The sequence below is a fragment of the Kocuria dechangensis genome, assembly GCF_014636775.1.
Lineage (GTDB): Bacteria > Actinomycetota > Actinomycetes > Actinomycetales > Micrococcaceae > Kocuria > Kocuria dechangensis.
Map to the genome: position 1 here is coordinate 24,121 of NZ_BMEQ01000016.1, position 24,102 is coordinate 48,222.

22 protein-coding genes and 1 tRNA gene are annotated in these 24,102 nt (G+C 73.9%); 17 read left to right on the forward strand and 6 right to left on the reverse strand.

Going from position 1 to position 24,102, the window contains the following annotated elements; genetic code table 11:
- The first annotated feature begins 142 nt into the window (after positions 1–142).
- The 8 genes from IEW07_RS13810 to IEW07_RS13845 all read left to right on the forward strand — a co-directional run bounded on the left by IEW07_RS13810 (position 143) and on the right by IEW07_RS13845 (position 7,339).
- Positions 143–1,036: a ParA family protein gene (locus IEW07_RS13810; RefSeq protein WP_188538214.1), complete on the forward strand. Its 894-nt coding sequence runs from the start codon at positions 143–145 to the stop codon at positions 1,034–1,036.
- Positions 1,036–1,899: a segregation and condensation protein A gene (locus tag IEW07_RS13815; RefSeq protein WP_188538216.1), complete on the forward strand. Its 864-nt coding sequence runs from the start codon at positions 1,036–1,038 to the stop codon at positions 1,897–1,899. The genes IEW07_RS13810 and IEW07_RS13815 overlap by 1 nt, the downstream gene beginning before the upstream one ends.
- On the forward strand, positions 1,896–2,519 hold the full coding sequence (gene scpB / locus IEW07_RS13820; protein ID WP_188538218.1) for an SMC-Scp complex subunit ScpB: 624 nt from the start codon (positions 1,896–1,898) through the stop codon (positions 2,517–2,519). Before IEW07_RS13815 ends, scpB begins: the two co-directional genes overlap by 4 nt.
- Positions 2,520–2,528: 9 nt before the next feature.
- Positions 2,529–3,686: a pseudouridine synthase gene (locus tag IEW07_RS13825; RefSeq protein ID WP_188538220.1), complete on the forward strand. Its 1,158-nt coding sequence runs from the start codon at positions 2,529–2,531 to the stop codon at positions 3,684–3,686.
- Positions 3,687–3,695: 9 nt separating this feature from the next.
- Positions 3,696–4,808, forward strand: coding sequence for a prephenate dehydrogenase (locus IEW07_RS13830; RefSeq protein WP_188538222.1), 1,113 nt, complete (start codon positions 3,696–3,698; stop codon positions 4,806–4,808).
- Positions 4,805–5,566 (forward strand): (d)CMP kinase, encoded by a 762-nt coding sequence (gene cmk, locus IEW07_RS13835; protein ID WP_371870234.1) that lies wholly within the window; start codon positions 4,805–4,807, stop codon positions 5,564–5,566. The genes IEW07_RS13830 and cmk overlap by 4 nt, the downstream gene beginning before the upstream one ends.
- A gap of 72 nt (positions 5,567–5,638) precedes the next feature.
- Positions 5,639–7,186, forward strand: a complete 1,548-nt coding sequence (gene der, locus IEW07_RS13840; RefSeq protein WP_188538226.1) for a ribosome biogenesis GTPase Der — start codon at positions 5,639–5,641, stop codon at positions 7,184–7,186.
- Between the two features lie 79 nt (positions 7,187–7,265).
- A tRNA-Pro gene (locus IEW07_RS13845) sits at positions 7,266–7,339 on the forward strand.
- Between the two features lie 72 nt (positions 7,340–7,411).
- Here the strand turns inward: IEW07_RS13845 and IEW07_RS13850 are convergent.
- Positions 7,412–7,981, reverse strand: coding sequence for a hypothetical protein (locus IEW07_RS13850; RefSeq protein ID WP_188538329.1), 570 nt, complete (start codon positions 7,979–7,981; stop codon positions 7,412–7,414).
- A gap of 55 nt (positions 7,982–8,036) precedes the next feature.
- On the opposite strand from IEW07_RS13850, the gene IEW07_RS13855 reads away from it, so the two are divergent.
- The 6 genes from IEW07_RS13855 to IEW07_RS13880 all read left to right on the forward strand — a co-directional run bounded on the left by IEW07_RS13855 (position 8,037) and on the right by IEW07_RS13880 (position 12,211).
- Positions 8,037–9,038: an adenosine deaminase gene (locus IEW07_RS13855; protein ID WP_229741856.1), complete on the forward strand. Its 1,002-nt coding sequence runs from the start codon at positions 8,037–8,039 to the stop codon at positions 9,036–9,038.
- 80 nt (positions 9,039–9,118) lie between these two features.
- Positions 9,119–9,505, forward strand: a complete 387-nt coding sequence (gene gcvH / locus IEW07_RS13860; protein ID WP_188538230.1) for a glycine cleavage system protein GcvH — start codon at positions 9,119–9,121, stop codon at positions 9,503–9,505.
- Between the two features lie 221 nt (positions 9,506–9,726).
- Positions 9,727–10,149 carry an FHA domain-containing protein gene (locus IEW07_RS13865; RefSeq protein WP_229741857.1) on the forward strand — a complete coding sequence of 141 codons (423 nt, stop codon included), beginning with the start codon at positions 9,727–9,729 and terminating at the stop codon, positions 10,147–10,149.
- Between the two features lie 9 nt (positions 10,150–10,158).
- Positions 10,159–10,902 (forward strand): transcriptional regulator FtsR, encoded by a 744-nt coding sequence (ftsR, locus tag IEW07_RS13870; RefSeq protein WP_188538234.1) that lies wholly within the window; start codon positions 10,159–10,161, stop codon positions 10,900–10,902.
- Position 10,903: 1 nt separating this feature from the next.
- Positions 10,904–11,428, forward strand: coding sequence for a bifunctional nuclease family protein (locus IEW07_RS13875; RefSeq protein ID WP_188538236.1), 525 nt, complete (start codon positions 10,904–10,906; stop codon positions 11,426–11,428).
- A gap of 177 nt (positions 11,429–11,605) precedes the next feature.
- Positions 11,606–12,211, forward strand: a complete 606-nt coding sequence (locus IEW07_RS13880) for a MerR family transcriptional regulator (RefSeq protein WP_188538238.1) — start codon at positions 11,606–11,608, stop codon at positions 12,209–12,211.
- Positions 12,212–12,248: 37 nt separating this feature from the next.
- Here the strand turns inward: IEW07_RS13880 and IEW07_RS13885 are convergent, their stop codons facing one another.
- The gene (locus IEW07_RS13885; protein ID WP_188538240.1) at positions 12,249–13,037 is read right to left on the reverse strand and encodes a ParA family protein; all 789 of its coding nucleotides are present in this window, start codon (positions 13,035–13,037) and stop codon (positions 12,249–12,251) included.
- A 342-nt stretch (positions 13,038–13,379) separates the two neighbouring features.
- Here IEW07_RS13885 and IEW07_RS13890 point away from each other — a divergent pair, with 342 nt between their 5' ends.
- On the forward strand, positions 13,380–16,832 hold the full coding sequence (locus IEW07_RS13890) for a pyruvate carboxylase (RefSeq protein ID WP_188538242.1): 3,453 nt from the start codon (positions 13,380–13,382) through the stop codon (positions 16,830–16,832).
- Positions 16,833–16,886: 54 nt separating this feature from the next.
- Here IEW07_RS13890 and IEW07_RS13895 read toward each other — a convergent pair whose 3' ends face one another.
- A complete protein-coding gene (locus IEW07_RS13895) occupies positions 16,887–18,269 on the reverse strand; it encodes a phenylacetate--CoA ligase family protein (RefSeq protein WP_229741858.1) in 1,383 nt (460 codons plus the stop codon).
- Positions 18,270–18,371: 102 nt separating this feature from the next.
- On the opposite strand from IEW07_RS13895, the gene IEW07_RS13900 reads away from it, so the two are divergent.
- Positions 18,372–19,829 carry a mycothione reductase gene (locus IEW07_RS13900; RefSeq protein ID WP_188538244.1) on the forward strand — a complete coding sequence of 486 codons (1,458 nt, stop codon included), beginning with the start codon at positions 18,372–18,374 and terminating at the stop codon, positions 19,827–19,829.
- Positions 19,830–19,857: 28 nt separating this feature from the next.
- Here the strand turns inward: IEW07_RS13900 and IEW07_RS13905 are convergent, their stop codons facing one another.
- The 3 genes from IEW07_RS13905 to IEW07_RS13915 form a co-directional block, all read right to left on the reverse strand.
- Positions 19,858–21,756, reverse strand: a complete 1,899-nt coding sequence (locus tag IEW07_RS13905) for an AMP-dependent synthetase/ligase (RefSeq protein ID WP_188538246.1) — start codon at positions 21,754–21,756, stop codon at positions 19,858–19,860.
- Between the two features lie 71 nt (positions 21,757–21,827).
- Positions 21,828–22,283: a hypothetical protein gene (locus IEW07_RS13910; protein ID WP_188538248.1), complete on the reverse strand. Its 456-nt coding sequence runs from the start codon at positions 22,281–22,283 to the stop codon at positions 21,828–21,830.
- Positions 22,280–23,074 carry an alpha/beta hydrolase gene (locus tag IEW07_RS13915; protein ID WP_188538250.1) on the reverse strand — a complete coding sequence of 265 codons (795 nt, stop codon included), beginning with the start codon at positions 23,072–23,074 and terminating at the stop codon, positions 22,280–22,282. Before IEW07_RS13915 ends, IEW07_RS13910 begins: the two co-directional genes overlap by 4 nt.
- Positions 23,075–23,221: 147 nt before the next feature.
- Between IEW07_RS13915 and IEW07_RS13920 the strand changes: the two genes are divergently transcribed.
- Entirely contained in the window at positions 23,222–24,088 is an 867-nt protein-coding gene (locus IEW07_RS13920; RefSeq protein ID WP_188538252.1) for a lysophospholipid acyltransferase family protein, read from the forward strand.
- Positions 24,089–24,102: the final 14 nt, after the last annotated feature.

Below are 24,102 nucleotides of genomic sequence, written 5' to 3' on the forward strand. Positions count from 1 at the left end.
GTCCCCGCGGGATTCGGGGGCGGGCAGGCGGCGGCGGTACCCTGGTAGCTGATCGAGTCCAGGAAAACCCCAGGCCGGACCGGCCCCGGGCCGCCCGCGTGCCCGGGACGGCCCGCCTACCAACGAAAGAGCGGTGCCACGAGTGACCCAGCGAAGCGACGAGAGGATCCCCGGGACGGGCGAGGGCGCGGCGGGGGACGTGGGTCTCACCGGCCGACCCGCCCGCAGCTTCCCGGAACCCCCCGAGCTGACCGAGCACGGGCCCGCGCGGATCATCGCGATGGTCAACCAGAAGGGCGGCGTCGGCAAGACCACGTCCACGATCAACCTGGGCGCCGCCCTCGCGGAGCTGGGCCGCAAGGTGCTGCTCGTGGACTTCGACCCCCAGGGCGCGCTCTCCGCGGGGCTCGGGGCGAACCCGCACGAGCTCGAGCTGACCGTCTACAACGTGATGATGGACCGCAGCGTGGACGTCTGGGACGTGGTCCAGGAGACCGACGTCGAGAACGTCGACCTCCTGCCCGCCAACATCGACCTCTCCGCCGCCGAGGTGCAGCTCGTCACCGAGGTCGCCCGCGAGCAGGTCCTGGCCTCCGCGCTGCGCAAGGTCGAGGAGCACTACGACGTCATCATCATCGACTGCCAGCCGTCCCTGGGACTGCTGACCGTCAACGCCCTCACCGCCGCCCACGGCGTGATCATCCCGCTCATCGCGGAGTTCTTCGCCCTGCGCGCCGTGGCCCTGCTCGTGGACTCCATCGAGAAGGTGCAGGACCGGCTCAACCCGCGGCTGCAGATCGACGGGGTGCTCGCCACCATGTTCGACTCCCGGACCCTGCACTCCCGGGAGGTCATGGCCCGCATCGTCGACGCGTTCGGGGACAAGGTCTTCGACACGGTCATCAAGCGCACGGTGAAGTTCCCCGACGCCACGGTCGCCGCCGAGCCCATCCTCTCCTTCGCCACGGCCCACCAGGGCGCCGAGTCCTACCGCCGGCTGGCGCGGGAGCTGATCTCGCGCGGCGGCGCGCCCTGATGCACCCCGAGGAGCTCCCGGTGTCCGACGGACCCGGGGGCTTCGCCGTGCGGCTCGAGAACTTCGCCGGGCCCTTCGAGGTCCTGCTCTCGCTGATCGCCAAGCACGAGATGGACATCACCCAGGTCGCGCTGGCCACGGTGACCGACGAGTTCCTGCAGTACGCGCGCGCCCTGCAGGAGGTCGGCTCCGCCCGCGCCCTCGACGAGGCCAGCGAGTTCCTGGTGGTCGCCGCGACCCTGCTCGACCTCAAGGCCGCCCGGCTGCTCCCGCGGGGGGAGGTCGACGACGAGGAGGACGTCGCCCTGCTCGAGGCCCGCGACCTGCTCTTCGCCCGGCTGCTCCAGTACAAGGCCTTCAAGGAGGTGGCCGGGATCCTCGACGAGCGCCTGCGCGCCGAGTCCGCGCGCTTCCCCCGCTCCGTGCCGCTGGACCCGGAGGCGGCCGCCGCCCTCCCCGAGCTCGACTGGCGCACCACCCCCGGGCAGTTCGCCCGGATCGCCCGCGCCGTGCTCGAGGCCAGGCCCGGGGCCCCGGCCGAGGTGGGCGTCGACCACCTGCACGGGGCGGCCGTGACCGTGCGCGACGAGGCCGAGGTCCTCGCCGGCGTCCTCGCGGACGGGCGGCCGCACGGGTTCCGCGGCCTCGTCGCCGACGCGGCGTCCATGCTCGTGGTGGTCGTGCGCTTCCTCGCGCTGCTGGAGATGTACCGCGACGCCGTCGTCGACCTCGTCCAGGAGGGCCCCCTCGGGGAGCTCACCGTCCTGTGGACCGGCGGGGACGCCGGGTGGAGCGCCGACCGGCTCGCCGACGACGCCCCCGAGCCCCTCCCGGCACCGCTCCCGGCGGGGGTCCCCGCGTGAGCGCCCCGGACCGCGAGGACCCGGTCGGGCCCGACGTCGAGGCGCTGCCCGGCGGGCTGAAGGCGGCCGTGGAGGCGATCCTGATGGCCGCCGACGAGCCCGTCGGCGAGCACGCGCTCGCCGCCGCCCTGGTGGTGCCCGTGGCCTCCGTCCAGCGGGTCCTCGACCGGCTGCGCGCCGAGTACGACGGACGACCCGCGGATCCGGGGTATGATGGAACGTTGGAGCCGCGCGGCTTCGAGCTGCGCAGCACCGGCGCGGGGTGGCGGATCTACTCCCGCAGCGAGTTCGCCCCTGTCGTCTCCGCGTTCGTCGCGGAGGGACAGACCGCCCGGTTGTCCCAGGCGGCCCTGGAGACACTGGCCGTCGTGGCGTACCGCCAGCCCGTGAGCCGAGGACGGATCTCCGCGATCCGCGGGGTGAACGTCGACGGCGTGGTGCGCACCCTCGTGCAGCGCGGGCTCGTCCGAGAGCTCGAGCGGGACGGCGAGTCCGGCGCCGTGCTCTACGGCACCACAGCGTTCTTCCTGGAGAAGATGGGCATCGGCTCGCTCGACGAACTCCCCGAGATCGCCCCCCACCTGCCGGGCATCGACCAACTCGACGACTACGAGGACTGAGACACCACCATGGCCACTTCACGATCATCATCCGGACGCCCCGGGCCCGGCGGACGCCGCGGTCCCGGCGCCCAGGGCGCCCGCAAGGCCTCCGGCGGGCAGACCGGCCGCGGCGCGGCCGGCTCCGCCAAGGGCGCCGGCGGAGCCAAGGGCTCCTACGGGCCCAAGGGCTCGGCAGGCGCCGGCGGGGCCAAGGGCTCGGCACGCGCCGGCGGGGCCAAGGGCTCCTTCGGCACCAAGGGCGCCGCGGGCGGCAGGGGCGGGGCCGGCAAGGGCCCCGCCGCGGCCAAGGGCCCCGGCGCCGCGCAGGACCAGGGCCCCCGTCCCTTCGCGTCCTCCGAGCGGAGCGCCCGCCGCATGCCGGCCACGCCCTGGCGCCCGCCGCACCGCAAGCGCCGGCCCACCAACCCGCCGGTCGACCGGCTCGACCAGCACGACCCCGACGGCGTGCGCCTGCAGAAGCTCATGGCCCAGGCCGGCGTGGCCTCGCGCCGCGTGTGCGAGGAGATGATCGAGGCCGGGCGCGTGCAGGTCAACGGCGAGACCGTCACCGAGCTCGGGGTGCGGGTGGACCCCGCCACCGCGGAGATCCACGTGGACGGCATCCGCGTCCAGCTCGACGAGAACCTCGTCTACTACGCGTTCAACAAGCCCGAGGGCGTCCTGTCCACCATGGAGGACCCCGAGGGCCGCCCGTGCGTCGCGGACTACCTGGACCACCGCAAGAACGAGCGCGTCTTCCACGTGGGCCGGCTCGACGTGGAGACCGAGGGCCTGCTGCTGCTGACCAACGACGGCGAGCTCACCAACCGGCTCACCCACCCCTCCTACGAGGTGCCCAAGACGTACCTCGTGCAGGTGCGCGGGCCCATGGAGAAGGGCGTCGGCGCGGCCATGAAGGCCGGCATCCAGCTCGAGGACGGCATGGCCTCCGTCGACTCCTTCCGGCTCGTGGACTCCACCCCCGGCCACATCCTGGTCGAGGTCGTCCTGCACTCCGGGCGCAACCGCATCGTCCGGCGGCTCTTCGAGGCCGTCGGCCACCCCGTCGAGAAGCTCGTGCGCACCCAGGTGGGCCCCATCCGGATCGGGGACCAGCGCCAGGGCACGATCCGCAAGCTCTCCAGGACCGAGGTCGGGCACCTCCTCGCCTCGGTCGGGATGTAGGGAGGCCCCGTGACGGAGACCCCCACGCCCGCCGCCACCGCCGGCCCGGTCCTCGTGATCGGCGCCGGCCTGCTCGGCGCCAGCATCGGGCTGGGCCTGCGCCACCTCGGCGTGGAGGTCTGGCTGCGGGACTCCTCGCCGACCGCCGAGGCCGTGGCCCAGGACATCGGCGCCGGCCGCTCCTGCCGCGCGGCGGGGGAGGGCCGGGTGCCGGAGCCGGCCCTCGTCGTCGTCGCCACCCCGCCCGACGTCACCGCGCAGACCGTGGTCGAGGCGCTGCGCGCCCACCCGGGCGCCGTGGTCGTGGACATCGCCTCCGTCAAGGAGTCGGTGCTCGAGGAGGTCCGCGCCCAGGGCGCGGACCTCACCCGGTACGTGGGCACCCACCCGATGGCCGGGCGGGAGAAGTCCGGGCCCGTCGCCGCCCGCGGCGAGCTGTTCACCTCGATGCCGTGGGTCGTGTGCGACTCGGGGCGGTCCTCGCCGGCCGCGCTCGCGGCGGCGAAGAACCTCGCCGTGGACCTCGGGGCGACCGTCACGTTCATGGACGCCCGCGAGCACGACGCCACGGTGGCGCTGATCTCCCACCTGCCGCAGGTCATGTCCTCCCTCCTGGCCTCGCGGCTGCAGGACACCCCGCCCCACCACCTCTCGCTCGCGGGACAGGGGCTGCGGGACACCACCCGGATCGCGGCGTCCGACCCCAACCTGTGGGTGCAGATCCTCTCCGCGAACGCGGCCCCCGTCGTGGCCTCCCTGCACGGGGTCCGCCAGGACCTCGACCGGCTGATCGCCACCCTCGAGGCGCCCCGGGCGCCGGGCGCGCGGCTGGACATCGCCCAGCTGATCGCCGAGGGCAACGCCGGCCAGGCCCGCATCCCGGGCAAGCACGGCGGCGCGCCGCGCGCGTTCGCGACCCTGACCGTCCTCGTGGGCGACGTCCCCGGGCAGCTCGCCCGGCTGCTCACCGAGATCGGGGAGATCGGCGTCAACCTCGAGGACCTGCGCCTCGAGCACTCCCCGGGCCAGCCCGTGGGCCTCGCGGAGGTCTCGGTCCTGCCCAACCGCCGCAAGGAACTCGTCGAGGCGCTCCAGGAGCGCGGATGGAAGGTCGTGCAGTGAACACCGGAACGAACACGGGAACCGGCGCCGGGACGGACGCCGCGCACACCGCCGCGGGCACGCCGGCCGGCGCCGTCCGCGGGCGGGACCAGCTGGTCGTCGCCGTCGACGGTCCCTCCGGGTCCGGGAAGTCCAGCGTCTCCAAGGAGGTGGCCCGCCGCTTCGGCCTCGCCTACCTCGACACCGGCGCGATGTACCGGGCCCTGACCTGGTGGTGCCTGGACCGCGGCGTCGACCTGGCCGACGCCGCCGCCGTGGCCGACGCGGCCCGCGAGCTGCCCCTCGACCAGGGCACCGACCCGGACCGCGAGTCGGTCCTCGTGGCCGGCACCGACGTCGGCGAGGAGATCCGCGGGGCCCGCGTCACCGAGTCCGTCAGCGCCGTGGCCACGAACCCTGCCGCCCGGGCCGCCCTGGTGGCCCGCCAGCAGGAGGTGATCGCCCGCAGCGGACGGCGGATCGTCGCCGAGGGCCGGGACATCACCACCGTCGTGGCCCCCGACGCCCACGCCCGGATCCTCCTCACCGCCGACGAGCGGGCCCGGATGGCCCGCCGCGGCCTGCAGAACGGCGGGACCCCGGACGCCGAGCAGCTCCACCAGCAGGTCGTCGGCCGCGACGCCAAGGACTCCACGATCGTGAACTTCACCGAGGCCGCGGACGGCGTCGTGACCATCGACTCCTCGGACCTCACCGTGGAGCAGACGGTCCAGGCCGTCATCGACGTCGTCGTCCGGGCCGCCGGACGCCCCGCCTAGACTGGCCGCGAGGCCGCCCCCCACCTTTTCCCGCACCACGACCGGCCGCTCCCGGCCCAGCGAAGGACAGCCATGACCGGCAACCCCGAGAACCCCGCCCACGACCCGTACGAGGACGAGATCCTCGGCGGCACCACGGACGACGTCGCCGAGCGCCTCGCGGCCATCGACGACACCGAGGCCGAGCAGCGCGCCAAGGTCCTGCGGGCCGGACTCGAGGACTACGAGCTCGACGAGGAGGACGCGGCCCTGCTCGCCGAGTGGTCCGAGGGCGAGGACCGGGCCCCGGTCCGGCGTCCCGCGCCCGTGCTCGCGATCGTGGGCCGTCCCAACGTGGGCAAGTCCACCCTGGTCAACCGGATCCTCGGCCGCCGCGAGGCCGTCGTGGAGGACACCCCCGGCGTGACCCGCGACCGCGTGTCCTACCGGGCCACGTGGAACGGGCGGAACTTCACCCTCGTGGACACCGGCGGCTGGGAGTTCGACGCCAAGGGGATCAACGCCCGGGTCGCCGAGCAGGCGGAGCTGGCCGTCCAGTACGCCGACGCCGTCCTGCTCGTCCTGGACGCGACCGTGGGCGTGACCGCCGCCGACGAGGCCATCGTGAAGATGCTGCGCAAGGTCAAGAAGCCGGTGATCCTCGTCGCAAACAAGGTCGATTCCCCGCAGCTCGAGGTGGAGGCCACCTACCTGTGGTCCCTCGGCATGGGGGAGCCGCACCCCGTCTCCGCCCTCCACGGGCGCGGCGCGGCCGACGTCCTGGACGCGGTCATGGAGGTGCTCCCCGAGTTCTCCGCCGTCGCCGAGACCGAGCTGACCGGCGGCCCCCGCCGCGTGGCCCTGATCGGGCGGCCCAACGTGGGCAAGTCCTCGCTGCTGAACAAGCTCGCCGGCTCCGAGCGCGTCGTCGTCGACCCCCTCGCGGGCACCACGCGCGACCCCGTCGACGAGCTGATCGAGCTCGGCGGCAAGCCCTGGCGGTTCATCGACACCGCCGGCATCCGCCGCCGCGTGCACATGGCGCAGGGCGCCGACTTCTACGCCTCCCTGCGCACCCAGGCCGCCCTGGAGCGCGCCGAGGTGGCCGTGGTGCTGCTGGCCGCGGACGAGGTGCTCTCGGAGCAGGACGTGCGCATCCTCCAGATGGCCATCGACTCCGGACGGGCCCTCGTGCTCGCCTTCAACAAGTGGGACCTCATGGACGAGGACCGCCGCTTCTACCTGGAGCGCGAGATCGACCGGGACCTCGCCCACGTGGCCTGGGCCCCGCGCGTGAACGTCTCCGCGAAGACCGGGTGGCACAAGGACAAGCTCGTGCCCGCCCTCGAGACGGCGCTCGAGTCCTGGGACAGCCGCATCCCCACCGGCCGGCTCAACGCCTTCCTCGGCGAGATCGTGGCCGCCCACCCGCACCCCGTGCGCGGCGGCAAGCAGCCCCGCATCCTCTTCGGCACCCAGGCGTCCTCCCGGCCGCCGCGGTTCGTGCTGTTCACCACCGGGTTCCTCGACCCCGGCTACCGGCGCTTCATCACCCGCCGGCTGCGGGAGACCTTCGGCTTCGAGGGCACCCCCATCGAGGTGTCCATGCGCGTGCGCGAGAAGCGGAGCCGGAAGCGCTGAGCCGCCCGCCGAGATGAATTCCGCCGGAGGTTGCTGTAATGTGATGCGAGTGCTCAGGGCGGCAACGGACTGAGCACATCGGGCTGTGGCGCAGCTTGGTAGCGCACTTGACTGGGGGTCAAGGGGTCGCAGGTTCAAATCCTGTCAGCCCGACCGATCGAGGCCGGTGGACCGTGGAGACACGGCCCACCGGCCTTCGCCGTGCCCGGCGCGGACCGCGCCGGGTCAGCGGTACGGGACGTCGTCGGCCACGGAGAGCCGGACGCGCGGCGGATCCGCCGGCATCTCCTGCCACCACTCCATGAAGACCATGACGTCGCCCTTCCGTGCCCGGGCGACCTCGACCCCTCCGGCAGGGCCGGTCTCCCACCCGTGGGCCGCGAACTCCCGCTCGTAGTGCGCGGCGAGCTCCTGGCGCGAGAGACCTGTGGTGAAGTCCGCGTAGCACCCCTGGTCCATGCTCCCGGTGAGCTCCACCTCCTGCCCCTCGGGCCCGGCCAGCTCCGCGGCCGCGTCCCGCTCGGCGGCGCTGCACTCGGTCAGCGCCGACACCGCCAGCCCCAGGGCGAGGAGGCCCCCGGTCAGGACGGCCGAGCCCACGGGAACGGCGAGGGCCGCGAACCTCCGCCGCTGCGCCGGCCACACGATCAGCACCAGCCCGGCGAGCCCCTGGAGCAGCGCGAGGGAGTGGGACCACCCTCCCCAGCCGAGGCCCATGAAGAAGACCTGGACGACGAGGAGCACCTGCAGCACCACGGCGACCTCCCCGGCGGGTCCCGGCAGGGGCGCATACACTGCTCGGGACGTGAGCGCTCCGGCCCCGGAGCCGGACCGGGAAGGAGCACCGGAGTTGAAGGATCTGTACACGCTGCCCAAGGCGGAGCTGCACCTGCACATCGAGGGCACGCTGGAACCGGAGCTCGCGCTCGAGCTCGCCGCGAAGAACGGCGTGGAGCTGCCGCACGGATCGGTGGAGGAGCTGCGCCGCCAGTACGACTTCGAGGACCTCTCCTCCTTCCTCGACCTCTACTACGCCACGATGTCCGTCCTGCGCGAGGCCGCGGACTTCGAGGCCCTCACCGCGGCCTACCTGCGGCGTGCCGCCGCGCAGGGCCTGCGCCACGTCGACGTCTTCTTCGACCCCCAGGCGCACGTCTCCCGCGGCGTCCCGGTCGAGGCCGTGATCACCGGCATCCGCACCGCCCTCGACGCCGCCCGCGCCGAGCTCGGGATCACCAGCACGCTGGTGATGTGCTTCCTGCGCGACCGGCCCGCCGCCGAGGCCCTGGCCCTGCTCGAGTCGCTGGGGGACCAGCTGGGGAGGATCGACGGGATCGGCCTCGACTCGGCCGAGGTCGGTCACCCGCCCGCCCTGTTCGCGGAGGTCTACGACCGCGCCCGCGCCGCCGGCCTGCACGTCGTGGCCCACGCGGGGGAGGAGGCCGGGCCGGACTACGTGCGGGAGGCCCTCGACGTGCTGCGGGTCGAGCGCGTCGACCACGGCATCCAGTGCCTGCAGGACCCCGCGCTCGTGGAGCGGCTCGTCGCGGAGCGCGTGCCGCTCACCGTGTGCCCCTTCTCCAACGTGCGGCTGCGCGTCGTCGGCGAGCTCGCCGACCACCCGGTGCTGCGGATGCTCGAGCTGGGGCTGTTCGTGAGCGTCAACTCCGACGATCCCGCCTACTTCGGCGGCTACGTCGGCGACAACTTCCAGGGCCTGCGCGACGCGCTCGGGCTCACCGACGAGCAGGCCGAGACCCTGGCGCGCAACTCCGTGGACGCCTCCTTCGCGACGGAGGAGCGCAAGCGGGCCCTGCGCGCGGAGATCGACGCGTGGTCGCGGGCCCGGTAGACGACGCGCGGGGTCGGCCGTCCCCGGCCCGCCCTGTGCCATAATCGAGCCGACCGCACCCGCACGACCAGGAGTGACTCATGAGCAACATCCCCGCCGACCTTTCCTACACGGCCGAGCACGAGTGGATCGCCGCCCCGGGCGCCGAGGGGTCCGTGCGGATCGGGATCACCGACCACGCGCAGGGCGAGCTGGGAGACGTGGTCTTCGTCCAGCTCCCGCAGGTCGGCGAGACGGTCGAGGCGGGCGCCGCCGTCGGCGAGATCGAGTCCACCAAGTCGGTCAGCGACATCTTCGCCCCCGTCTCCGGGGAGGTCGTCGCGGTCAACGAGCGGCTCGAGGACGAGCCCGCCGTCGTGAACTCCTCGCCCTACGAGGACGGCTGGCTCTTCGAGGTCCGGCCCTCCTCGGACGACTACCGTTCCGGCCTGCTCGACGCCGAGGGCTACGCGGCCCAGCTCGGCTGAGACCGCCGGTCGCGCACCGGTCCCCGCACGGCCCGGGGCGTGTCCCCGGCCGCTTCCCCGTCGGCCCCACCCGGTACACTGAATGGCACCGGGTGGCTCCGACCGCCGCCCGGACACCGCCGAACAGGCGGTCGCGCGGTCGGGGCCCACAGGTCCGTCATCCATCACGCCACCAGTCGAGGGAAGAGATGTCCACACACCGCCACGGCACGAACGCACCCATGGGAGAGCCGGAGACCACGTCGATCCAGATCGTGGCCGAGGTGCTCGCGAACGCCGCTTCCCACAAGCTCTCGGCGGAGGAGAACGCGGCGGTCTCGGCACTGCCGCCCCGCACGGCCCTGCTGGTCGCCCACGACGGCGCCGGCGCCGGTTCCCGCTTCCTCCTCGACCAGGACGAGGTGCCGGCCGGGCGCCACCCCTCCTCCGAGATCTTCCTGGACGACGTCACCGTCTCCCGCCGCCACGCCCGCTTCGTGCGCCGCGGCGACACCTTCGAGATCGTCGACTCGGGCTCCCTCAACGGCACCTACGTGAACGGGGACCGGGTGGACAGCGCCGTCCTGGACAACGGCGACGAGGTCCAGATCGGCAAGTTCCGCTTCACGTTCTACCGTTCGCTGCGCCCGCAGTCGGGCCAGTAGAAGGGGGCCATGACCGACCACGCGGAGACCACCCCGCCCCGGAACGACGTCGCGCACGAGCCCCGGGTGGGGATCAGCGCCGTCCTCAAGGAGCTCGCCGGGGACCACCCCGGCATCACGGCGTCCAAGCTGCGCTTCCTGGAGGACAAGGGCCTCGTGCACCCGGCCCGCACCGCCTCCGGCTACCGCAAGTTCTCCCGCACGGACATCGACCGCCTGCGCCGGATCCTGGAGATGCAGCGGGACAGGTACCTGCCGCTGAAGGTCATCCGCGAGCGGCTCGACGCCGACGAGGACACCCGCGTCGCCGACGGCGACCGGCGCGCCCCCGAGCACCCGGCACCGGTGACGGCCCCCACGGTCTCCCCGGCCCGCACCTACAACCTGAGGGAGCTGGCCGCCCGCACCGGCGCCGGCGTCCCGCTCGTGCGCGAGCTGGTGAGCTACGGGCTGATCCGGGAGCAGGACGGGGTCTTCGACGACCACGCCCTCGCCATCACCCGCGCCGCCCTGGCCCTGACCGCCCACGGCCTGGAGCCTCGGCACCTGCGCCCGTTCAAGGCCGCCGCCGACCGCGAGCTCGGCCTCGTGGAGCGGGCCGTGGCGCCCCTGGCCTCCCGGCGGGACCCCGCCTCGCGGGCACGGGCCGTGGAGCGCGCCCAGGAGATCTCGGGGCTGTGCCTGACCATCCACACCTCCCTCGTGAGGTCGGAGATCGCCGCGCTCCAGGAGCGCGCCGCCGTGGAGGGCTGAGATGGCCGTGCAGCAGGTCCTGATGGAGATCGCGGGGGTCCGCATGGACGTCCCCTCCGCGCAGCCGGTTGTGGTGCTGCGCGAGGTCGAGGGCGGCCGGCACCTGCCGATCTGGATCGGCACGAACGAGGCCACGTCCATCGTCTTCGCCGTGCAGGGCATCGACCCGCCGCGCCCCCTCACGCACGACCTCGTGCTGTCCGTGGCCACCGCGTTCGGCCGCACCCTGACCCAGGTGCGCATCCACACGGTGGACGAGGGCGTCTTCCACGCCGCCCTCGAGTTCTCCGACGGGACGGTCGTGGACTCCCGCGCCTCGGACGCGATCGCCCTGGCCGCACGGACCGACTGCCCGATCATGTGCACCGAGACGGTGCTCGACGAGGCCGGCCTGGTGATGAGCGCCGACGGCGAGCTGCGCGAGCCGCCGCCCAAGGCCGGCCCGGACGAGCCGCCGGTGCCCCCGGAGACCCAGGTCCAGCAGTTCCGGGACTTCCTGGACAACGTGGATCCCGAGGACTTCTGAGCCGGTCGGTCGGCCCCCGTCCGACACGCTCCCGCTCCGGCGGATGTCTTTGACCCGGCCCCGGACGAGGTCTACCGTCGGACCTATACTTGAGGTGTCCTGGGGGTGAACGGCGCCCTGGTCGAGACGATCCATGCCCGGTCGCGCGAGCGCCGGACCCACCAGCGAGGAGGCGGCGTGAGCAACGGCGAGCAGCCCGGCGGCCCCACGCCCGGCCCCGACAGCCCCCCCTCCCAGGGGACGCAGGGGGTCCTGTTCGACGACTCCGTGGTCCGCGACGAGTCGGTCGGCTACCGCGGTCCCACGGCCTGCAAGGCCGCCGGGATCACCTACCGGCAGCTGGACTACTGGGCGCGCACCGGGCTCGTGGAGCCCACCGTCCGCGGCGCCTCCGGCTCCGGCACGCAGCGCCTCTACAGCTTCCGGGACATCCTGGTGCTCAAGATCGTCAAGCGGCTCCTGGACACCGGCGTCTCCCTCCAGCAGATCCGCACCGCGGTGGGCGCGCTGCGCGCCCGCGGCGTCGAGGACCTCGCCCAGCTCACCATGATGAGCGACGGCGCCAGCGTCTACGCGTGCACGTCCCCGCACGAGGTCATCGACCTGGTCCAGGGCGGGCAGGGCGTGTTCGGCATCGCCGTCGGCCGCGTCTGGCGGGAGGTCGAGGGCACCCTTGCGGCCATGCCGGGCGAGCACGCCGGGGACGCCCCGGGCCCGAAAGGGAGCCCGTTTCCCGACGACGAGCTCTCGGCGCGGCGGGCCCGCCGCCAGAGCGCCGTCTGAGCCCGGTCCGCCGGCTCGGGGCTGACGCGCCTGCCGGTCAGGCCGCGGCGTCGAGCAGGCCCTCCAGGATGGCCGTGTAGCGGCCGGAGATGTCCCGCGCCTCGGCGCCCGGCCAGCGGTGGATGGGCCACGCCGCCCCCTGCGCCTGCTGCCACACCGGCAGGTCCGGGACGACCGGGTCCACCAGCAGCGGCCCGAACAGCTCCTGCAGCTCCGCCAGGCGGTGCCTGTGCTCCACGGAGGAGTGCCGCACCTTGTTCACCACCACCCCCGCCGCCGGAACGGCCCAGGTGCGGCTCTGCTCGAACTGGGCGATCGCGGTCATCGTGCGCTTGGTGCCCGCCACCGAGAACAGGGACGGCTCCGCGACGGAGAGCACCTTGTCGCTCGCCGCCCAGGCGGTGCGCGTGAGCGCGCTGAGCGTGGGCGGGCAGTCCACCAGCACCAGGTCGTAGCCCCGGGCGTCGGCCAGGGCCCGCTCCAGCCGGCCCAGGTCCCGGTCCCGGTACTCCGAGCGGTCCAGGTGGGAGGAGCGCGCCGAGCCGGGGGCGACGTCGAGGGACTTCGAGTCGCGGCCCTCGCGCACGGCCCACGCCGAGGCCATCACCACCCGGTCGAGGGACCCGCGCCGCGGCCGGCGGAGCACCTCGCCGATGTCCTGGCCGCGGGCCGGGTGCACGCCCAGGCCGGTCGTGGCGTCGGCGTGGGGGTCGAGGTCCACCACGAGGGTCGGGACGCCGGCCTCCAGGGCCGCCGAGGCGATCCCGAGGGTCACCGAGGACTTGCCGACACCACCCTTGAGGCTGCTGACGCTGACGATCTGCACGGGAGGGGACACCCTTCGCTCGCGGGAAAACGGGGGGACACGGCGGGCCGCCGCCGGGCAGCGGGGGTCGGCGGAACGGGCACGGTCCGCGCCCATCCTAGCCGGGCTGCGGCCCCGCCCCGGGCGCGGCGCGGGGGAGGGGCCGGACCGGGCCGTGCCCCGACCCGGAGGCGGCGCGCCGAACCGTTGTGTGACGCCCCTCACGGACTGCCGCGGAGCGGCGTGGTTGACTTGTGGCACGGCTCACGAGGGGCGATCCTGACCTCGTCCGTATGAATGCACGACTCCAGACGATGAGTGCCCGGGCGTCCGCCGGACGCGCCGGGTGCGGAACGGTTGTAGATGTTCTCCAAGATCCTGGTCGCCAACCGCGGCGAGATCGCGATCCGCGCGTTCCGTGCCGCGTACGAGCTCGGCGCCAAGACCGTGGCGGTGTTCCCGTACGAGGACCGCAACTCGATCCACCGCCAGAAGGCCGACGAGGCCTACCAGATCGGGGAGGAGGGCCACCCCGTGCGGGCCTACCTCGACGTCGAGGAGATCATCCGGGTCGCCAAGGAGTCCGGGGCGGACGCGATCTACCCCGGCTACGGCTTCCTGTCCGAGAACCCGGACCTGGCCCGCGCCGCAGCCCGGGAGGGGATCACGTTCGTGGGCCCGAAGGCCGAGATCCTGGAGCTGGCCGGCAACAAGGTCGCGGCCCTGAAGGCCGCCAAGCGCGCCGGGATCCCCACGCTGGCCTCGACGGAGCCCTCGGCGGACGCCGAGGAGCTGCTGGGGCAGGCGGCGGGGATCGGGTTCCCGATCTTCGTCAAGGCCGTCGCCGGCGGCGGCGGGCGCGGGATGCGCCGGGTGGAGACCCCCGAGGCGCTGCCCGAGGCGCTGGCCGCGGCGATGCGCGAGGCCGACACCGCCTTCGGGGACCCCACGGTGTTCCTGGAGCAGGCGGTGCTGCGCCCGCGCCACATCGAGGTGCAGATCCTCGCCGACAACGAGGGCAGCATCGTCCACCTCTTCGAGCGCGACTGCTCCCTGCAGCGCCGCCACCAGAAGGTCGTGGAGATCGCCCCGGCGCCGAACCTCGACGAGGGCATCCGCCAGGCCCTGCACCGCGACGCGGTGAAGTTTGCCAAGGAACTGGGCTACGTCAACGCCGGCACCGTCGAGTTCCTCGTCGACACCGCCGGGGAGCGGGCCGGGCAGCACGTGTTCATCGAGATGAACCCCCGCATCCAGGTGGAGCACACCGTGACCGAGGAGATCACCGACGTCGACCTCGTCCAGTCCCAGCTGCGGATCGCGGCGGGCGAGACGCTGGCGGACCTCGGCATCGCCCAGGAGGAGCTCACGGTGCGGGGCGCGGCCCTGCAGTGCCGGATCACCACCGAGGACCCCGCCAACGGGTTCCGCCCCGACGTCGGCACCATCACCGCCTACCGCTCCGCGGGCGGCGCCGGGGTGCGCCTGGACGGCGGCACCGTCTACGCCGGGGCGGAGGTCTCCCCGCACTTCGACTCGATGCTCGTGAAGCTCACCTGCCGCGGCCGCGACTACCCCACCGCGGTGCACCGCTCCCAGCGTGCCCTGGCCGAGTTCCGCATCCGCGGGGTGGCCACCAACATCCAGTTCCTGCAGGCCGTGCTCGCCGACCCGGAGTTCCTGGCCGGCAACGTGGCCACGGACTTCATCGAGCGCCGCCCGGAGCTGCTGGAGGCCCGGACCTCCGGGGACCGGGCCACCAAGGCCCTGACCTGGCTGGCCGAGGTCACGGTGAACAAGCCCAACGGGGAGCGGGTGGAGGGCATCGACCCCCGCACCAAGCTGCCCCACTACCCCGGCGACAAGCAGGACGAGCCCCTGCGGTCCCCGTTCGACGGGCCCTCCGAGCACACCCCGCCGCCGGGCTGGCGGCAGAGGCTGCAGGAACTGGGCCCCGAAGGCTTCGCGAAGGCCCTGCGGGAGCAGGAGGCCGTGGCCGTGACGTCCACGACGTTCCGCGACGCCCACCAGTCCCTCCTGGCGACCCGCGTGCGCACCCGCGACCTGCTCGCCGCGGCCCCGGCCTACGCCCACACCCTCCCGCAGCTGCTCTCGGTCGAGGCCTGGGGCGGGGCGACCTACGACGTCGCCCTGCGCTTCCTCGGCGAGGACCCCTGGGAGCGGCTGCGGCTGCTGCGGGAGGCGATGCCCAACATCCCGATCCAGATGCTGCTGCGCGGGCGCAACACCGTGGGCTACACCCCGTACCCCACCGAGGTCACCGACGCGTTCGTGGCCGAGGCGGCGGCGACCGGGGTGGACATCTTCCGGATCTTCGACGCCCTCAACGACGTCGAGCAGATGCGCCCGGCCATCGACGCGGTCCGGGCCACCGGCACCGCGGTGGCCGAGGTCGCCCTGTGCTACACGGGCAACCTCCTGGACCCCGACGAGGACCTCTACACCCTCGACTACTACCTGGAGCTGGCCCAGCAGTGCGTCGACGCCGGCGCACACGTGCTCGCGATCAAGGACATGGCGGGCCTGCTGCGGCCCAGAGCCGCCGCCAAGCTCGTCACCGCGCTGCGGGAGCGCTTCGAGCTGCCGGTGCACCTGCACACCCACGACACCGCCGGGGGCCAGCTCGCGACGCTGATGGCCGCGATCGACGCCGGCGTGGACGCGGTGGACGTGGCCGAGGCCTCGATGGCCGGCACCACGTCGCAGGTCCCGGCCTCGGCGCTGATCGCGGCGCTCGAGGACACCGAGCGGGACACCGGCATCCCCCTGGAGGCGGCCAGCGCGCTGGAGCCCTACTGGGAGGTGGTGCGCAAGATGTACGCCCCGTTCGAGTCCGGGCTCACCGCCCCCACCGGGCGGGTCTACCGGCACGAGATCCCGGGCGGGCAGCTGTCCAACCTGCGCCAGCAGGCCATCGCCCTGGGGCTGGGGGAGCGCTTCGAGGCCATCGAGGACATGTACACCGCCGCCAACGCGATGCTCGGGCGGCTGGTGAAGGTCACGCCCTCCTCCAAGGTCGTCGGCGACCTCGCGCTGCAGCTGGTGGGCATGGGCGTGGACCCGGCCGAGTTCGAGGCGAACCCGCAGAAGTTCGACATCCCCGACTCGGTGATCAGCTTCCTGGCCGGGGAGCTCGGCACCCCGCCGGGCGGGTGGCCCGAGCCGTTCCGGTCCAAGGCGTTGCAGGGCCGGAACGTGAAGGTCGGGGTCACCGAGCTGGACCCGGAGGACTCGGCGGCGCTGACCGGGGACTCCGCGACCCGCCGCGACACCCTGAATCGCCTGCTCTTCGCCGGGCCCACCCGGGACTTCAAGGCCAGCCGGGCCAAGTACGGCGACCTGGCGCTGCTGCACACCCGCGACTTCCTCTACGGCCTGACCTCCGACCACGAGCACGTCATCTCCCTGGGCAAGGGCGTCCGGCTGCTCGTCACGCTGCAGGCGATCTCGGAGGCGGACGACAAGGGCATGCGCACCGTCATGGTGACCCTCAACGGCCAGCCCCGCATGGTCGAGGTCCGGGACAAGTCCGTGGCCTCGGCGGTGCCCGAGACCGAGAAGGCCGACGCCGCCAACCCCGGCCACGTGGCCGCGCCCTTCGCCGGCGCGGTGACCGTGACCGTGGCCGAGGGCGACACCGTCGAGACCGGGGCGCAGGTCGCCACGATCGAGGCCATGAAGATGGAGGCCTCGATCACCGCCCCCGCCGGGGGCACCGTGAAGCGGATCGCCCTCAAGGGCATCACCCAGGTCACCGGCGGGGACCTGCTCCTGGAGCTCGAGCCCGCCCGCTGACCGGACACGTCCCGGACCGGGCCCGGGTCCTCCCGCGGGAGGACCCGGGCCCGTTCACGCCGACCGCACCTCGTGGAACTTCCCGCTCCGGTCGGGCCGGGGCGGCTCGTCGGAGTGCTCCACCGAGACCGTGCCGAGCCCCCGCTCGGCGAGGAACGCGCGCAGCCGGGCGTCCACGGCGGCCCGGAGCGCCGCCGGGTCGGTGCCGGGCTCCGGGTCCAGCCGGACGCTGAGCGTCTCCGGGGTGGTCCGGACCGCCTGGAACCGGCGCACTCCGGGGGTCTCCCCGACCACGGTGCCCAGGGCCAGGGGCAGGACCGCCACCGTCCCCCCGCCGGCCGCGCGGAACACGAGGACGTCGCCGCTGCGCCCCTCCACGCGCACCGCGGGCAGCGGGCTGCCGCACGGGCACGGGCGCGGCAGCACCAGCACCCGGTCCCCGAGGTCGTAGCGGATCACGGGCTGCACGCGGTTCGTCAGGTCGGTCACCAGGACGGTGTGGGAGACCACCCCGGGAGGGACGGGACGGTGCCGCTCGTCGACCGGCTCGAACAGGTAGCGGTCCGTGCTGACGTGGAGGGTCCCGTGCCGGCACCCCACGGCCAGCCCCGGCGCCTCGGACGCGGAGTACTGCTCGAGGACCCGGCAGCCCAGGGCGGCCGCGATCCGGCCGCGGGCCGCTGCGGTGAGGGCCTCCCCGGAGGTCAGGGCCAGCAGGGGCGCGATCCTGAGCCGTCCCGCGTCCTGCTCGGCCGCCAGTAGCGCGATCGCGCTCGGGTACCCCAGCAGCGCCGTGGGCCGAAAGGCGTTGAGCTCCGCGACGAGGTCGGGCAGCGGCCTGAGCACCGACAGGACGCGGACGCGCCGGGCCACCAGGCGGCTGCGCCGGCGGGCGTCCTCCGCCACCACGACCCCTCCGAAGTGCCCGCCCGTGGCGACCAGCACGGCCTCGCGCAGTCCGTGCCGCAGCAGGGCCGGCAGGTCCCGGGCCGTGAGGAGGCTCCGCCGGGCGCGCACGCGGACCACGACGTTCATGACGGTCCACGAGGAGCGGTCGTGCAGCAGGACGACCGGCACCCCGGTGCTCCCGGAGCTCGTGAACGCCCGGTACCGCCCGAGGTACAGCCGCCCGACCATGGTCCCGTCGGCGAGGAAGTCCCGGCGCAGCGCCTCCAGGGTGACCTCGGGGTCGGTCACCCACTCGTCGAAGTGGGCCATCAGCTCGCGCTTGGTCACCGGCGGCAGCAGCCGCGGGTCCTCGACGTCGGCGGGGACGTCCCGGTACAGCCGGCGGTAGTACGGCGAGCTCCGCCGGGCGTGCCGCACGAGCGCGGCCAGGCGGGCCCGCTGCCGCCGCGCGAGCGCCTCCGTCCCGGCGTGCTCGACCCACCAGGTGTCCCACGCGACGGCCAGTGCCCGCCACCCGTCGTGCTCCACGGCGCCCCTCCCGCCTGCCGGTCGGACCACTGTAGGGCCGCCCCCCACCGGGACGCCAGGGCCGGAGCGGCGCCCGCGGGGGCCGCGCATAGGATGGTCGCCATGCGACACTTCGACCTCATCATCATCGGCTCCGGCTCCGGCAACTCGATCCTCACCGAGGACTACGAGGGCCTGGACGTGGCGCTCGTGGACGGCGGGACGTTCGGGGGCACGTGCCTGAACGTCGGCTGCATCCCCACCAAGATGTACGCGTACCCCGCCACCGTCGCCCGGCACGCCCGCGAGGTGGAGCGGCTCGGGGTCGAGGCGGAGGTCACCCGCGTGCGCTGGCGGGAGATGCGGGACCGGATCTTCGGGCGCATCGACGCGATCTCCCGCGGCGGGCTCGACTACCGCCGGTCGCTGCCCCACGTGACCGTCTACGCGGAGCACGTGCGCTTCACGGGGCCCAGGACCCTCCGCACGGCCTCGGGGGAGGAGCTGACGGCCGAGCAGATCGTCGTCGCCGCCGGGTCCCGGCCGGTGCTGCCCGAGGTCCCGGGCATCGACCTGCCGCAGGTGCACACCTCGGACACCGTCATGCGGATCGAGGAGCTGCCCCGCCGGGTGGTGGTCGTGGGCGGCGGCTACATCGGCGCGGAGTTCGCCCACGTCTTCTCGAGCCTCGGCTCACGGGTCACCCAGGTCAACCGCTCGCACCGCATCCTGCGCTACCACGACCCCGAGATCGCCGAGCGCTTCGCCCGGGAGGCGGCCCGGCAGTGGAAGCTCGAGATGGGCTGGGCCCTGGCCTCGGTGACCGAGGCGGAGGGGGAGGACGGCGCCGTGACCGCCACCTTCACCGACCCGGAGGACCCGACGCTGACGATGCAGATCCCGGCCGACGTCGTGCTGGTGGCCACCGGCCGGCGGCCCAACACCGACCTCCTCGACGTCGCGGCGGCCGGGCTCGACGTCCGGGAGGACGGGCTGCTGGCCGTGGACGAGCAGCAGCGCGCGCTCGCCGGGGGCACCCCGGCCGAGGGCGTCTGGGCCCTCGGCGACATCAGCTCGCCCTACCAGCTCAAGCACGTGGCCAACGCCGAGGCCCGGACCGTCCAGCACAACCTGATGCACCCCGGCAGCCTGCGCGCCACCGACCACCGGTTCGTGCCCTCCGCGGTGTTCACGAGCCCGCAGATCGCCTCCGTGGGGATGACCCAGGCGGAGGCGGAGCAGTGGGCGGTGGAGCACGGCACCGAGATCACCACGAAGGTCCAGGACTACGGCTCGACCGCCTACGGGTGGGCCATGGAGGACCACGTGGGGCTGTGCAAGCTCATCGCGGAGAAGGGCACGGGCCGGCTGCTGGGCGCGCACCTGATCGGCGAGGAGGCGTCGGTGCTCATCCAGCCGCTCGTGCAGGCGATGTCCTTCGGCCTGGACGCGCACACCATGGCCCGCGGCCAGTACTGGATCCACCCGGCGCTGAGCGAGGTCGTGGAGAACGCCCTGCTGGGCCTCGAGGTCCCGGAGCACTCGCCCCTGGCCCCCGAGGCCCTCGTGGCGCGCCGCTGAGGCCCACCGCTGAGGCCCGCCGGGCGGGTCAGCCCTCGCCGCGGCCCGGCAGGTGGGCGCCGGCGAGCTTCTCCCGGATCCGCTCGGCGGCGCCGGCCGGGGCCGGCTCGGGGGCGGGCCGGGAGTAGATCTCCTCGATCCGGTCCGCGAAGTCCTGGGCGATCTTCGCCCGCTTGATCTTCATGGACGGGGTGAGGTGCCCGGAGGCCTCGGTCCAGTCGACGTCCAGGATCTCGAACGCCCGGATGCCCTCGGCCCGGGAGACCGCCTTGTTGGCCTGGTCCACGATCTCCTGGACGTGCTCGACGACCTTCGGGTGCCGGGCCGCCTCGGCCACGGGCATGGCCGGGTCCAGGCCCATGAGCTCGAGCCGGGCCGGGAGCACGTCCTGGTCCAGGGTGATCAGCGCCGCCACGAAGGGCCGGTCGTCGCCCACGACCATCACCTGGGAGACCAGGGCGGAGGCGCGGATCGGGTCCTCCAGCACGTTGGGGACCACGTTCTTGCCGCCGGCGGTGACGATGATCTCCTTCTTGCGCCCGGTGATGCTCAGGGCCCCGTCCTCGTCGAGGGAGCCGAGGTCGCCGGTGCGGAACCAGCCGTCCTCGAACGCCGCGGCGGTCAGGTCCTCGCGCCCGTGGTAGCCGCGCATCACGTGGGCGCCGCGGACCAGTACCTCCCCGTCCTCGGCGATCCGGATCTCGTTTCCCGGCAGGGGCAGGCCGACCGTGCCGATCTTGCCGACCTCCGGGGTGTTCACCGCGATGGGCGCGGTGGTCTCCGTCAGGCCGTAGCCCTCGACGACGTACACGCCGATCCCGTTGAAGAAGTGGCCCAGCCGGGTGCCGAGGGCCGCGCCGCCCGAGACGGCGTGCGTGACCTCCCCGCCCATCGCGGCGCGCAGCTTCGAGTAGACCAGCCGGTCGTAGAGGGCGTGCCGGGCCCGCAGCAGCGGCAGCACCCGCCCGGCCTGCTGGGCCTTCGAGAACGAGACGGCCGTGGCCGCGGCGCGCGCGAAGATCAGGGACTTCAGCGTCCCGCCCTTCTCGGACTTGAGCCGGGCGCTCTGGTAGATCTTCTCGAACACGCGGGGGACCGCCAGGATGAACGTGGGGCGGAACGACTCCAGGTCCGCCATGAGGTTCTTGACGTCCGGGGTGTGGGCCAGGACGGTCCCGGTGTAGAGGGCGATGACCTCCACGAAGCGGGCGAAGACGTGGGCCAGCGGCAGGAACAGCAGGGTCCGGGCGCCGGGGTGGACGATGTCGGCGACCACGAGGGCCGTGTTCTCGCACAGCCGCACGAAGTTGCCGTGGGTGAGCTCGCAGCCCTTGGGCGGGCCGGTGGTCCCGGAGGTGTAGATGATCGTGGCGACGTCCTCCAGGCCGCGGGAGGTGCGGCGCGCCTCGAGCTCCTCGTCGGGGACGTCCGCGCCCGCGCGGGTGAGGTCGTCGAGGTCGGAGCCCGTGCCGTCCAGGCGCCAGATGTTCTCCGCCGCGTGGAACGGCGTCTCCCGGGCGGCCTCGAGCACGCCCTGCTCGAGGGCCTCCGTCTCGACGAACACGGCCTTGGCGTCGGAGTCGCCCATGATCCAGGCGATCTGCTGGGGCGAGGAGGAGTCGTAGACCGGGACGGGCACCGCGCCGGCGTACCAGACGGCGAAGTCCACCAGGCTCCACTCGTAGCGGGTGCGGCTGAGGATGCCGACCCGGTCACCGGGGCCGATGCCCGCCGCCACCAGTCCCTTGGCCACGCCCCGCACCGAGGCGAGGAACTCGCGGGCGCGCACCTCGCGGGCGGCGCCGTCCGCGGACAGCACGGTGTACAGGTGCGGGTCCTCCGGCCGGTCGGCCTGCATCAGCAGGAAGTCCGTGATGCGGGTGTGCAGGGGCGGGTCCACGAAGGCGTCGGTGGCGACGTGGCGCATGGGGAGTCTCCTCGGATCGGGGGGACGAGCTTCTTGCGCCCAGTCTAGTGAGACGACTCACGCGAACCGCGTCAGACGCGGGCGCCGTCGTCGAACTCGTCGCGCTCCTCCGGCAGGCTGCGCAGCAGGTGGGCGATCGCGCCCACCACCACGACCAGGCCCGTGACGAGCGCCCACCAGGGCAGCGGGCCGGGCAGGAACGCCAGGACGACGAGCAGCGCGGGCACGCCCACGAGCAGGGTCCACGCCAGCAGCGCGCCGCCGCTGAGCCCCTGGGTGAGGGGGCCCGGGTCGGGGGAGTAGGGGGCGTCGTCGTCGGGCGCCTCCGCCGGCTCCCCGTCGGCCGGGCCGGCGACCGACGCGTCCTCGGCGTCCCGGGGCGCGCCGGGGCCGCCCTCCGGGGACCAGTCGCGGGGCCCGCCCAGGTGCCGGTCCCCGGCGCGGCGCACGTCCTCGAGGTCGGCGACGATCCGCGCCCACTCGTCCTCGGGCCCGGTGCCGCCGGCCGGGCCCTGCGGGGCGCTCACCGCGCACCCCCGGTGCGCTCGAGCGGCCGTCCCGTCACGGGATTGCGCCCCGCCACGAGCTCGCGCACGAAGCGGGCGGAGCGGGCGTGCACCACGTCCGCCTCGCGGTCGAGGGTCGCCACGTGGAAGCTCTCCGCGAGGCGCACCAGCTCCACGTCCCCGCCCGCGCGGCGCAGCACGTGGTGGTGGGAGGCGTCCGAGACCACGTGGTCGTGCTGAGAGCGCAGCACCATTACGGGCGCCGTGACGGCGGGGAGCATCCGGCGGGTGACGGTCATGAAGCGGCCCAGCTCGGCGACGCCGGCAACCGGCGTGCGCGGGTAGGCGTGCTCGGTGACCCCCGGCAGGCTGATGTCGTCGCCGACCCCGGGCACGGAGGCCACGGCCCGGTGCAGGGCGGGGGCCAGGCGTGCGGTGCGGCTCACCAGGGACAGCGCCGGGTTGAGGGCCACGACCCCGTCCACGGGCAGCTGCGCCGCCAGGTGCAGGGCCAGGGCCCCGCCCATCGACAGGCCGCAGACCACGACGACGTCGTGCCGCTCCCGCAGGGCGGACACCTGCTCGGCGGCGGCGTCCCGCCACTGCTCCCAGCGGGTGCTCGCGAGGTCCTCCCACCGGGTGCCGTGGCCGGGCAGGAGGGGGCCGACGACCTCGGCGCCCGCCTCGTGCAGGGCGAGGCCCCACGGGCGGACGCTGAAGGGCACGCCGGTGAAGCCGTGCAGGACGAGCACGCCGGCGGGCCCGGCGGCGGCGAAGCGGAAGGGCTCGGCGGGGGAGCTCGGACGATCCATGCGTCCATGATGTCAGCCCGCGACCGCCCGGCGGGCCCCCTGACGCCGGGCGTCGCGAGGACGTGAGAGAATACCGGAGGCCGGATCCGGTCCGAGCGGCACGGGCCCTCGCGTCGTCCCGATCAGCACGAAGGAGTCCTCTCCCACATGGTCTACATGTTCCTCAAGCGCTACGTCGTCGGACCGCTGGTCAACGTCGCCTTCCGCCCCGAGGTCCACGGCCTGGAGCACGTGCCGCCCCAGGGGCCGGCCATCCTCGCGAGCAACCACCTGTCGGTGTCGGACTCCGTGTTCATGCCCGTGGCCGTGCCCCGCCAGGTCTTCTTCCTCGCCAAGTCGGACTACTTCAACGGCCCCGGCCTCAAGGGCCGCGTCATGGCGGCGTTCTTCCGCGCGATCAACCAGATCCCCATGGACCGCTCCGGCGGCCGGGCCAGCGCGAAGTCCCTGAGCGCCGGCGGGCGGAAGCTCCAGGAGGGCGAGCTGCTCGGCATCTACCCCGAGGGCACCCGCTCCCCGGACGGCCGGCTGTACAAGGGCAAGATCGGCGTCGCACGGCTCGCGCTCGAGACCGGCGCCCCCGTCGTGCCCATCGCCATGGTCGGCACCGACAAGGTCCAGCCGATCGGCGCGCGGATGCCCCTGCCCCGGCGCCGGGCCCGCGTGGCCACCGTCTTCGGCGAGCCCCTGGACTTCTCCCGATATACCGGGCGGCAGAACGAGCACGCCCTGCTCCGCGAGGTCACGGACGAGATCGTGCACGCCATCCAGGCCCTCTCCGGCCAGGTGTACGTGGACGTCTACGCCTCCGACCACAAGAAGCACCTGGCCGAGCAGAAGCGCCAGGAGGCCAAGCAGGCCGCCGCCGAGATGGTGGGCACTGCGAAGGACAGGGCCCGTTCCGCCGCGCACACGGCAGCGCAGTCCGCGAAGCACGCCGCGGACTCCCTCACCCACCGCGACCGTCCCGGGCACGAGCACGAGGACGACGCGGCACCGACCACCGCACCCTGACCCCCGCCCGGGCC

Excerpts from the sequence above, each read along its gene's own strand:
- IEW07_RS13815 (WP_188538216.1), top strand. The coding sequence starts at position 1,036 with ATGCACCCCGAGGAGCTCCCGGTGTCCGACGGACCCGGGGGCTTCGCC.
- IEW07_RS13825 (WP_188538220.1), top strand. The coding sequence starts at position 2,529 with ATGGCCACTTCACGATCATCATCCGGACGCCCCGGGCCCGGCGGACGC.
- gcvH (WP_188538230.1), top strand. The coding sequence starts at position 9,119 with ATGAGCAACATCCCCGCCGACCTTTCCTACACGGCCGAGCACGAGTGG.
- IEW07_RS13890 (WP_188538242.1), top strand. The coding sequence starts at position 13,380 with ATGTTCTCCAAGATCCTGGTCGCCAACCGCGGCGAGATCGCGATCCGC.
- IEW07_RS13915 (WP_188538250.1), bottom strand. The coding sequence starts at position 23,074 with ATGGATCGTCCGAGCTCCCCCGCCGAGCCCTTCCGCTTCGCCGCCGCC.
- IEW07_RS13865 (WP_229741857.1), top strand. The coding sequence starts at position 9,727 with ATGGGAGAGCCGGAGACCACGTCGATCCAGATCGTGGCCGAGGTGCTC.
- IEW07_RS13875 (WP_188538236.1), top strand. The coding sequence starts at position 10,904 with ATGGCCGTGCAGCAGGTCCTGATGGAGATCGCGGGGGTCCGCATGGAC.
- der (WP_188538226.1), top strand. The coding sequence starts at position 5,639 with ATGACCGGCAACCCCGAGAACCCCGCCCACGACCCGTACGAGGACGAG.
- IEW07_RS13900 (WP_188538244.1), top strand. The coding sequence starts at position 18,372 with ATGCGACACTTCGACCTCATCATCATCGGCTCCGGCTCCGGCAACTCG.
- ftsR (WP_188538234.1), top strand. The coding sequence starts at position 10,159 with ATGACCGACCACGCGGAGACCACCCCGCCCCGGAACGACGTCGCGCAC.
- IEW07_RS13920 (WP_188538252.1), top strand. The coding sequence starts at position 23,222 with ATGGTCTACATGTTCCTCAAGCGCTACGTCGTCGGACCGCTGGTCAAC.
- IEW07_RS13905 (WP_188538246.1), bottom strand. The coding sequence starts at position 21,756 with ATGCGCCACGTCGCCACCGACGCCTTCGTGGACCCGCCCCTGCACACC.